This window comes from Pseudomonas sp. GM33 (genome assembly GCF_000282295.1).
Taxonomy (GTDB): Bacteria; Pseudomonadota; Gammaproteobacteria; order Pseudomonadales; family Pseudomonadaceae; genus Aquipseudomonas; species Aquipseudomonas laurylsulfatiphila.
Genome location: NZ_AKJO01000178.1, coordinates 1 through 7,924, shown reverse-complemented (window position 1 = coordinate 7,924; position 7,924 = coordinate 1). Strand labels below are relative to the sequence as shown.

The 7,924-nt window shown below is 60.8% G+C and carries 7 protein-coding genes and 1 pseudogene; 5 read left to right on the top strand and 3 right to left on the bottom strand.

What is annotated here, in order from left to right:
* Positions 1-98: 98 nt before the first annotated feature.
* The 4 genes from PMI26_RS02910 (at position 99) to PMI26_RS02925 (ending at position 4,459) form a co-directional block, all read left to right on the top strand.
* Positions 99-2,015, top strand: a complete 1,917-nt coding sequence (locus tag PMI26_RS02910; protein ID WP_007979728.1) for a sigma-54-dependent Fis family transcriptional regulator — start codon at positions 99-101, stop codon at positions 2,013-2,015.
* Between the two features lie 188 nt (positions 2,016-2,203).
* The gene (mpl, locus tag PMI26_RS02915) at positions 2,204-3,553 is read left to right on the top strand and encodes a UDP-N-acetylmuramate:L-alanyl-gamma-D-glutamyl-meso-diaminopimelate ligase (RefSeq protein ID WP_007979726.1); all 1,350 of its coding nucleotides are present in this window, start codon (positions 2,204-2,206) and stop codon (positions 3,551-3,553) included.
* Entirely contained in the window at positions 3,550-4,182 is a 633-nt protein-coding gene (gene ubiX / locus PMI26_RS02920; protein WP_007979725.1) for a flavin prenyltransferase UbiX, read from the top strand. The genes mpl and ubiX overlap by 4 nt, the downstream gene beginning before the upstream one ends.
* On the top strand, positions 4,175-4,459 hold the full coding sequence (locus tag PMI26_RS02925; protein WP_007979723.1) for a YceK/YidQ family lipoprotein: 285 nt from the start codon (positions 4,175-4,177) through the stop codon (positions 4,457-4,459). The genes ubiX and PMI26_RS02925 overlap by 8 nt, the downstream gene beginning before the upstream one ends.
* A gap of 148 nt (positions 4,460-4,607) precedes the next feature.
* On the opposite strand, the gene PMI26_RS02930 is transcribed toward PMI26_RS02925, so the two are convergent.
* From PMI26_RS02930 to PMI26_RS02940, 3 genes are all read right to left on the bottom strand, one after another.
* Entirely contained in the window at positions 4,608-5,249 is a 642-nt protein-coding gene (locus tag PMI26_RS02930) for an oxidoreductase (RefSeq protein ID WP_007979721.1), read from the bottom strand.
* Between the two features lie 27 nt (positions 5,250-5,276).
* The gene (locus PMI26_RS02935; RefSeq protein WP_007979720.1) at positions 5,277-6,995 is read right to left on the bottom strand and encodes a C13 family peptidase; all 1,719 of its coding nucleotides are present in this window, start codon (positions 6,993-6,995) and stop codon (positions 5,277-5,279) included.
* A 114-nt stretch (positions 6,996-7,109) separates the two neighbouring features.
* Complete coding sequence (locus PMI26_RS02940) at positions 7,110-7,565, bottom strand: MaoC family dehydratase (protein WP_007979717.1); 456 nt, start codon at positions 7,563-7,565, stop codon at positions 7,110-7,112.
* Positions 7,566-7,758: 193 nt separating this feature from the next.
* Here PMI26_RS02940 and PMI26_RS02945 point away from each other — a divergent pair.
* Positions 7,759-7,924, top strand: a pseudogene (locus tag PMI26_RS02945) (CidA/LrgA family protein); the annotation flags it as partial.

The following is a 7,924-nucleotide window of genomic DNA, read 5'->3' as shown; positions in this document are numbered from 1 at the left end:
GATCTTTTGACTTTGATTTTTTTCAAGATCAAAAGATCGCAGCCTGCGGCAGCTCCTACAGGGAGCGTGTAAACCTTTCGGGGGGAGAACAATAAGAAATGCACGACAACCATTTGAGTCGCCATGCCCAGCAGGTTCTGACCGTCACTCAGGGCAAGGCCCACTTGCATGGCCCTGGCAGTGATCCGTCCATCGCCCGCTCCTGGCTGCGCTGCCTTGAGGACTATCACCTCGACCCGGCCCTGAGCATTGCACCGACGGTGCTGGAGCATGGGCGTGTCCTCGAAAGTCGCGAACGCTTGCAGCAAGTGCTGCACATCGCTGGCAATGAAATGACCAGCCTGCACCAGCAACTCTCCGGTGCCGGCCATGCAGTGCTGCTGACCGACGCCCGCGGCGTGATCCTCAATTGCGTCACCGCGCCTGCCGAACGACAGATTTTCGAGCGTGCCGGGCTCTGGCTCGGTGCCGACTGGAGCGAGGCCTGCGAAGGCACAAACGGCATCGGCACCTGCCTGGTGGAGCGTCAGTCGCTGACCATCCATCAGGACGAACACTTTCGCGGCCGCCACACCGGCCTGACCTGCTCGGCGAGCCCGGTCTTCGATCCCCATGGCGAATTGCTGGCGGTGCTCGACGTATCGTCGGCACGGCGTGACGTGTCGCGGCAAAGTCAGTTCCACACCATGGCGCTGGTCAATCTGTCGGCGAAGATGATCGAGAGCTGTTACTTCCTGCGCTGCTTCGACAATCAATGGTTGCTGCGTTTTCACTTGCAGGCCGAGTCCGTCGGTTTGTTCAGCGAAGGGTTGCTGGCGTTCGACGGAGAAGGGCGCATCAGCGCGGTCAATCAGAGTGCGCTGAACCTGCTGGGACACATTCGCGGCGGCTTGCTGGGTAAGCCGGTGGAAGCGTTTTTCGATTGCTCGCTCGATGAGTTGCTGGGGCGGGCGAGTATCAATGCCGCGGCCAGTTGGCCATTGCGTACCCGTGATGGTCGCAAGTTGTTCGCGGTATTGCGCGGCGAGGCGCGGCGGTCACTGCCGATTCCGATGGAGCCTGCTCCCAAGGCCGCACCTGCACCGCGCCTGTCGGGCATTTGCCTGGATGATGTGGCCTTGCAGGCGGATTTTCGCAAGGCCTTGCGCGTCTACGAGCGCGACGTGCCGCTGCTGATCAACGGCGAAACCGGGTCCGGCAAGGAGGCCTTCGCCAAAGCGGTGCACCACGCCAGCCAGCGGGCGGAAAAAGCCTTCGTCGCTCTCAATTGCGCGGCCATTCCCGAGAGCCTGATCGAAAGCGAGCTGTTCGGTTACCGTGGCGGCAGCTTCACCGGCGCACGCAAGGAAGGTATGCGTGGCAAGTTGCAACAGGCCGACGGCGGGACCTTGTTCCTTGATGAAATCGGTGACATGCCACTGGCCCTGCAGACGCGATTGCTCAGGGTGCTTGAGGACCGGCAGGTGGTGCCGATCGGTGGCGAGCCAGAAGCGGTTAACGTGCGGATCATCAGTGCCACCCACCGTAATTTACTGGATCGCGTGCAGGACGGCAGCTTCCGCGAGGATTTGTATTACCGCCTCAACGGGCTGGAAGTCGCGCTGCCGGCTTTGCGTGATCGCAGTGACAAATCGCAGTTGCTCGATTTTTTACTGGCCGAAGAGGCGCACGGAGAAGCGGTGTTGATTGACGGGCCGGCACGCGAGGCTTTGTTGGGATTTGCCTGGCCAGGCAACGTGCGCCAGTTGCGAAATGTGTTGCGTACGCTGGCAGCCCTGTGTGAGGACGGACGGATCGGTCTGGAAGATTTGCCGGCCATGATTCGTTCGGCCAGGCCGGCGATGGCGCCGGCTGTCGAGGAGCCATCGGAGCATCCGCTGGAGGATGCCGAGCGGCTGGCGTTACTCAGTGCGCTGGAGCAGACGCGCTGGCATATGACGCATACGGCGGAGCAGCTTGGGGTCAGTCGCAATACCCTGTATCGCAAGCTGCGTAAACACGGTATTGCCCGGTAAACCGTGTCGCGGCCATTCGCGAGCAAGCCCGCTCCCACCTTGGTTCTATAGTGAACACAACTGTGTGAACACCTCCGAGCAAAATGTGGGAGCGGGCTTGCTCGCGAAGGCGTCTTCAGATCTGAAACATCAGGTGCGATTTTCCCTACCCTACGCTAACCTGCGGCCATGTTTTAAGAGGTCGACTAATGCACATTCATATTCTGGGTATCTGCGGGACTTTCATGGGCTCGATGGCGGTTCTGGCCAAAGAGCTGGGCCATCACGTGACCGGCTCCGATGCCAACGTCTATCCGCCGATGAGTACTCAACTGCAAGCCCAGGGCATCGAGCTGACCCAAGGCTACGACCCGGCGCAACTTGATCCGGCCCCCGATCTGGTGGTGATCGGCAACGCCATGTCGCGGGGCAACCCGGCCGTGGAGTATGTGCTGAACAAAGGCCTGCCTTATGTGTCCGGCCCGCAATGGCTGGCCGATCACGTGCTGCAAGGTCGTTGGGTGCTGGCCGTTGCCGGTACGCACGGCAAGACCACCACCAGCAGCATGCTGGCCTGGGTGCTGGAGCATGCAGGCATGGCCCCGGGCTTCCTGATCGGCGGCGTACCGCAAAACTTCTCGGTGTCCGCTCGCCTGGGTGATACCCCCTTCTTCGTCATCGAAGCCGACGAGTACGACAGTGCGTTCTTCGACAAGCGCTCCAAGTTCGTACATTACCGCCCGCGCACCGCAATCCTGAACAACCTTGAGTTCGATCACGCGGACATCTTCCCGGACCTGCCGGCCATCGAGCGGCAGTTCCATCACCTGGTACGGACCATCCCGAGTGAAGGGCTGGTGATTCATCCGACCACTGAGCCGGCGTTGCAGCGCGTTATCGAGATGGGCTGCTGGACGCCGGTGCAAACCACCGGTGCTGGCGGTCAGTGGCAGGTCAAACTGCTCAGTGAAGATGGTTCGAAGTTCGAAGTGATGTTCGAAGGCGTCACCCAGGGTGTGGTCGAATGGGACATGACTGGCCAGCACAACGTCGCCAATGCATTGGCCACTTTGGCCGCTGCGCGCCACGTCGGCGTGGTGCCGTCCATGGGCACTGCCGCATTGAGCGCCTTCAAGAGTGTGAAACGCCGGATGGAGAAAGTCGCGGAAGTCCGTGGCATCACCATTTATGACGACTTCGCTCACCACCCGACCGCCATCGCCACCACGCTGGACGGCCTGCGCAAGCGCATCGCCGATGCACCGTTGATCGCGATCATCGAGCCACGTTCCAACTCCATGAAACTTGGCGCGCACCGTGACGGATTGCCGGAAAGCGTGGTCGATGCCGATCAGGTGATCTGGTACGCACCCGCCAACCTCGGCTGGGACCTGGCGGGCACCGCGGCATTGTGCACTGTACCGTCGATTGTCAGCGATTCCCTTGAGGGCATCATCGATCGTGTGAAGAGCCAGGCCCAACCCGGCACTCACGTGGTCATCATGAGCAACGGCGGCTTCGGCGGCCTTCACGGCAAGTTGGCCGAGGCGCTCAAATGAACAATGGCCCGGATCGCATCACCCTGGCGATGACCGGCGCTTCAGGCGCCCAGTACGGTTTACGCCTGCTCGACTGCCTGGTGCGGGAAGATCGTGAAGTACACTTCCTGATTTCCAGGGCTGCGCAGTTGGTGATGGCGACCGAAACCGACGTCACGCTGCCATCCAAACCGCAGATGATGCAGGCGTTTCTCACCGAATACACGGGAGCCGTCGCCGGGCAGATTCGGGTGTACGGCAGGGAAGACTGGATGTCGCCGGTGGCCTCGGGTTCCGGCGCGCCAGCGGCGATGGTGGTGGTGCCGTGCTCCACTGGCACCTTGTCGGCGATCGCTAGCGGCGCCTGCAACAATCTGATCGAGCGTGCCGCCGATGTGACGCTCAAAGAGCGTCGCCAGCTGATTATCGTGCCTCGCGAGGCGCCATATTCGAGCATTCACCTGGAGCACATGCTCAAGTTGTCGAACATGGGCGTGACAATCCTGCCGGCATCACCGGGCTTTTATCATCAGCCGCAAACCATCGATGACCTGATCGATTTCGTCGTGGCACGGATCCTTAACCTGCTGAATATTCCTCAGGACATGCTGCCGCGTTGGGGCGAGCATCATCTGACCAGCGATGAATAAGCTGCTGGTGATGGTGCTGGCGCTGCAATTGACCGGGTGCGCCACGGTGCGCACCCTCGATGCGGCCAAGCCGGGGGCGCCGGTGGTGTACGCCGGGACGCGGCTGGATTTGTATGCGATGAATGGCGGTTGTTGCGCGATGGACCGTTTCGGCGCGCAAGCGCCGAGCTATCCGGGCGTTGATCTGCCGGCCAGTGCGTTGCTCGACACACTGCTGTTGCCGTTGTCGGTGTTGACGGTGATCGGGGTGAGTTTTCAGGCAACGGGAGGGTTGTAGGTGTAGCGCGCTTTTGTGGCGAGGGGGCTTGCCCCCGTTGGGCTGCGGAGCAGCCCCAAAACCGGCCATCTCCATTTTTCTGATTCACCGCAAGTACCCTATTTACGACTGCTACGCAGTCGAACGGGGGCAAGCCCCCTCGCGTGGATTATTTGCCGAGTTTGCGCAACTCATCCGACTCGACAATCCGCACGCCATCCTGCTCTTCGAGCGCAAGACGCCACATGGCGCGGGCCAGTTGGCAGGCTTCGATGCCGTGGTATTTACCGGGGATCAGGCGTGACAAGGGGCCAGCGACTTTTTCGGCCAGGCGCGGCTCAATGCGATCACCCAGCAACAGCGAAGGGCGGCAAATAGTCAGCTGCGGCCAGTCTTGCGCGCGCAACGCGTACTCCATCTCGCCTTTGACCCGGTTGTAGAAAATCGAGGATCGGCGATCGGCTCCCAGGGCACTGATCACGATCAGGTGCCGTGCGCCCATCTCCCGTGCGCGCTTGGCGAATGCCACCACCATGTCCAGGTCCACTGCGCGAAACGCCTGCTCCGAGCCGGCTTGCTTGATCGTGGTGCCCAGGCAGCAATAGGCAATATCGACCCGCCCGTTCAGTTGTGGCAGGAACGCCGTCGGGTCGCCGACCGGGTTTTCCAGGTGCGGGTGTTTGGCCAGTGGCCGGCGCGAGGGGGCCAATACCCGAGTAATCGTTGGCTCGCTGAGCAAGCGATCGAGCAGGTGTTCACCCGTCAAACCGGTGGCTCCGGCGAGCAGCACATGCTGAGGCGTCAAGTACATAGTGTTTCTCCCTTGATACTGTTCAGCTTAGTTGCTGTTTGCATCCTTGCTTTGCATGGATGCACTTTGCAACGCTTTTCGTGCCTGTTGTTTGCGCAATAGTTGCCAGTGCGAGAGGACGGTTTTCGGTGCCCAGATTTGTGGTTCGGATGCTTCGAAGCCGTCCGCCAGCTCACGCTCGGCGACAGTGGCTTTGGCCCGTTTGAAGGCTTGTTCCAGATCATCGGTCTGGTTCAGGGCCTGGACGAACAGGGCATCGCCGAAGTAGGTGAAATTGGCCTCCTCCGAGCAGCCGAAGGAGACGCGGTCAGCCCGCGAGGCCGTCATGATCAGGGTCCGTTCATCCTTGAGTGCGGGAATGAAACCGCCAGAGTAGCAGGACGAAATCACGATGACCTTGTCGCGGTTTTTCAGCGGGGCGAGAACAGCGGCCAATTCGTCGGCTGGCAGATCGGCCAGTTCCATGCGCGGCTGGTCCAGTACCAGTTCGTGTTCGCTGGTGCCATGGCTGGTCAGGTAGATGAAAATCAGGTCTTCCGGACCGCTGCGTTCGGCCAGCGCCAGGGCCGCGCGACGCAGGTTCTCCCGGGTAGCCATCGGGCGGTCGGCGAGGTGGTCACGATGGTTCACCAGGCGGATCTGGCCGAAGGCGCCGAAACGGGTGGAGAGCATATTGGCGACGTAGTCGGATTCGCGCAGAAACACGCTTTGCTTGCCATCGCCGCCCAGGGTCAACGAATACAGCTCCACTGCCGGGGTGGAGGGCGGAATGTTGGCCAGCGCAGCGTCTAGCAAGTGCCCCTGTGCCAGCAGGCCGAGCTCGAGTGTGTCAGGCAACAGTTTGCCCTCGGCGTCGCGCACGCGCTGGCCATTGATCCAGGTGCCGCTGAGCACGGTGCCGTCGGTCAGCACCAGCGTGCCACGCCCTTGGTAACTGTCGTTGTCGAACTGGCCGGTATAAAAGCTGCCGTCTGCGAGGTTCAGCCGGCCCTGGCCGGAAAAGCGCCAGTCGTTGAAGTGGCCGATGTAGTGGCTGCCGTCAGTGCCGATCAGCTCGCCCTTGCCGTTCAGCGAGCCTTCCTTGAACTGACCCAGCCACACATCGCCGTCGGCGTTTTCGTAGCGGCCTTTGCCGTGCAGTTGATTGTTCTTGAAGCTGCCGACATACATGTCTCCATCGGCGCTGTTGAACGTGCCGTTGCCTTCCAGCTGGCCGTCGACAAAGTGCCCGGTGAACTGATTGCCGTTGCCGTCACCGCGCTGGCCCTCGCCGTTGGGTTTGCCGTGGGCGAACTGGCCCTGATAGGAGCTGCCGTCTTCGAGTTCGAGGCGACCCAGCCCAGCGTATTGATCGGCCTTGAATTCACCGCGGTAACTCATGCCGTTTTCTTTGAGCGTGCCTTCGCCGTCGCGGCGGCCAGCCTTGAAGCCGCCACTGTAGCTGTTGGCGTTGGTGGTCAGTGCTCCCTGGCCGTCGAACAGTCCCTGATTGAACTGCCCGCGATAGACTTCGCCATTGCTGCCGTGCCATTCACCCTGGCCCTGCCACTGGCCTTTGTCGAATTCGCCGGCGTACCAGCTGCCGTTCGGGTAGTCGATGCGACCCTTGCCTTGCAGCAAGCCATTGACCAGGTCACCGCGATAGCGTCCGCCGTCCGGCAGGCGTGCGTCGGGGGGCAAAGGAGATTCGCCGTCGCCGCAAGCGGTGAGCATCAGGGTCAAGGCAAGGAGTGCAAGTGGGCGCATAGCGGATTCCGGGCAATTAGGCGAGGGAGTATGCCGCAGCCATGTGTCCTTATATAGGGCGAGGTACCGCAAGAGGGCGCGAAACAGCAGGAGCTGCTTCGCATCCCGGAAGGTTTACACGAAGCACAGGGACAGGGGTTCGGCGATATACGCCGGCTTGTCCGAGCCTTCGATTTCCAGGGTGGTGGTGGCCTTGAGCAGCCATTGGCCGGGTTTCTTCTCGATGACTTCGGTCAGGTCGACCTTCAGCCGCACCCGCGAATTGACCTTGACCGGCTGGATGAAACGCACGCTGTCGAGGCCGTAGTTGACCACCATCTTCAAGCCTTGGGGCATGACGAGGATGTCTTCCATCAACTTCGGAATCAGCGACAACGACAGAAAGCCGTGAGCGATAGTGCTGCCAAATGGCGTTTGCGCGGCCTTGACCGGGTCGACGTGGATGAACTGAAAATCCCCTGTGGCTTCGGCGAACAGGTTGATGCGGTCCTGATCGATGGTGAGCCATTCGGAACGTCCAAGTTCCTTGCCGACATAATCTTTGAGCTCTGCAACTGGAACATAGGGCATTGAGACTCTCCTTGGGTTCATCGGTTTTATAGTTTTGAGTTGGGGGGATTTGACCTCCCGGGTTACCACTTTAGATCAACATGGCTGAACGTCGCGGTCAACTGGCCATGCTTTTGGCGAATGCCGGTCTATAGCGCGAGCATGCTTATAATGCCAAGCCAATGCGGGTGACGGATTTTGCGGGAGATCTTTGATGTTGTTACGGGGCCTGACGTGGCTGGTGCTGTTCCAATTGCTCGGTACGGCGATCAATCATTTGTTTCTGCCTGTGCTGCCGGGGCCGATTGTGGGGTTGCTGCTGTTGCTGGTGTACCTCATCTGCCGCGGACAGGTCGGCGAGCCACTGAACCTGGCGGGGG

What these genes read in the sequence shown, in the direction of transcription:
- ubiX (WP_007979725.1), top strand. Translation starts at nt 3,550, where the DNA reads ATGAACAATGGCCCGGATCGCATCACCCTGGCGATGACCGGCGCTTCA.
- PMI26_RS02940 (WP_007979717.1), bottom strand. Translation starts at nt 7,565, where the DNA reads ATGCCCTATGTTCCAGTTGCAGAGCTCAAAGATTATGTCGGCAAGGAA.
- mpl (WP_007979726.1), top strand. Translation starts at nt 2,204, where the DNA reads ATGCACATTCATATTCTGGGTATCTGCGGGACTTTCATGGGCTCGATG.
- PMI26_RS02910 (WP_007979728.1), top strand. Translation starts at nt 99, where the DNA reads ATGCACGACAACCATTTGAGTCGCCATGCCCAGCAGGTTCTGACCGTC.
- PMI26_RS02925 (WP_007979723.1), top strand. Translation starts at nt 4,175, where the DNA reads ATGAATAAGCTGCTGGTGATGGTGCTGGCGCTGCAATTGACCGGGTGC.
- PMI26_RS02935 (WP_007979720.1), bottom strand. Translation starts at nt 6,995, where the DNA reads ATGCGCCCACTTGCACTCCTTGCCTTGACCCTGATGCTCACCGCTTGC.
- PMI26_RS02930 (WP_007979721.1), bottom strand. Translation starts at nt 5,249, where the DNA reads ATGTACTTGACGCCTCAGCATGTGCTGCTCGCCGGAGCCACCGGTTTG.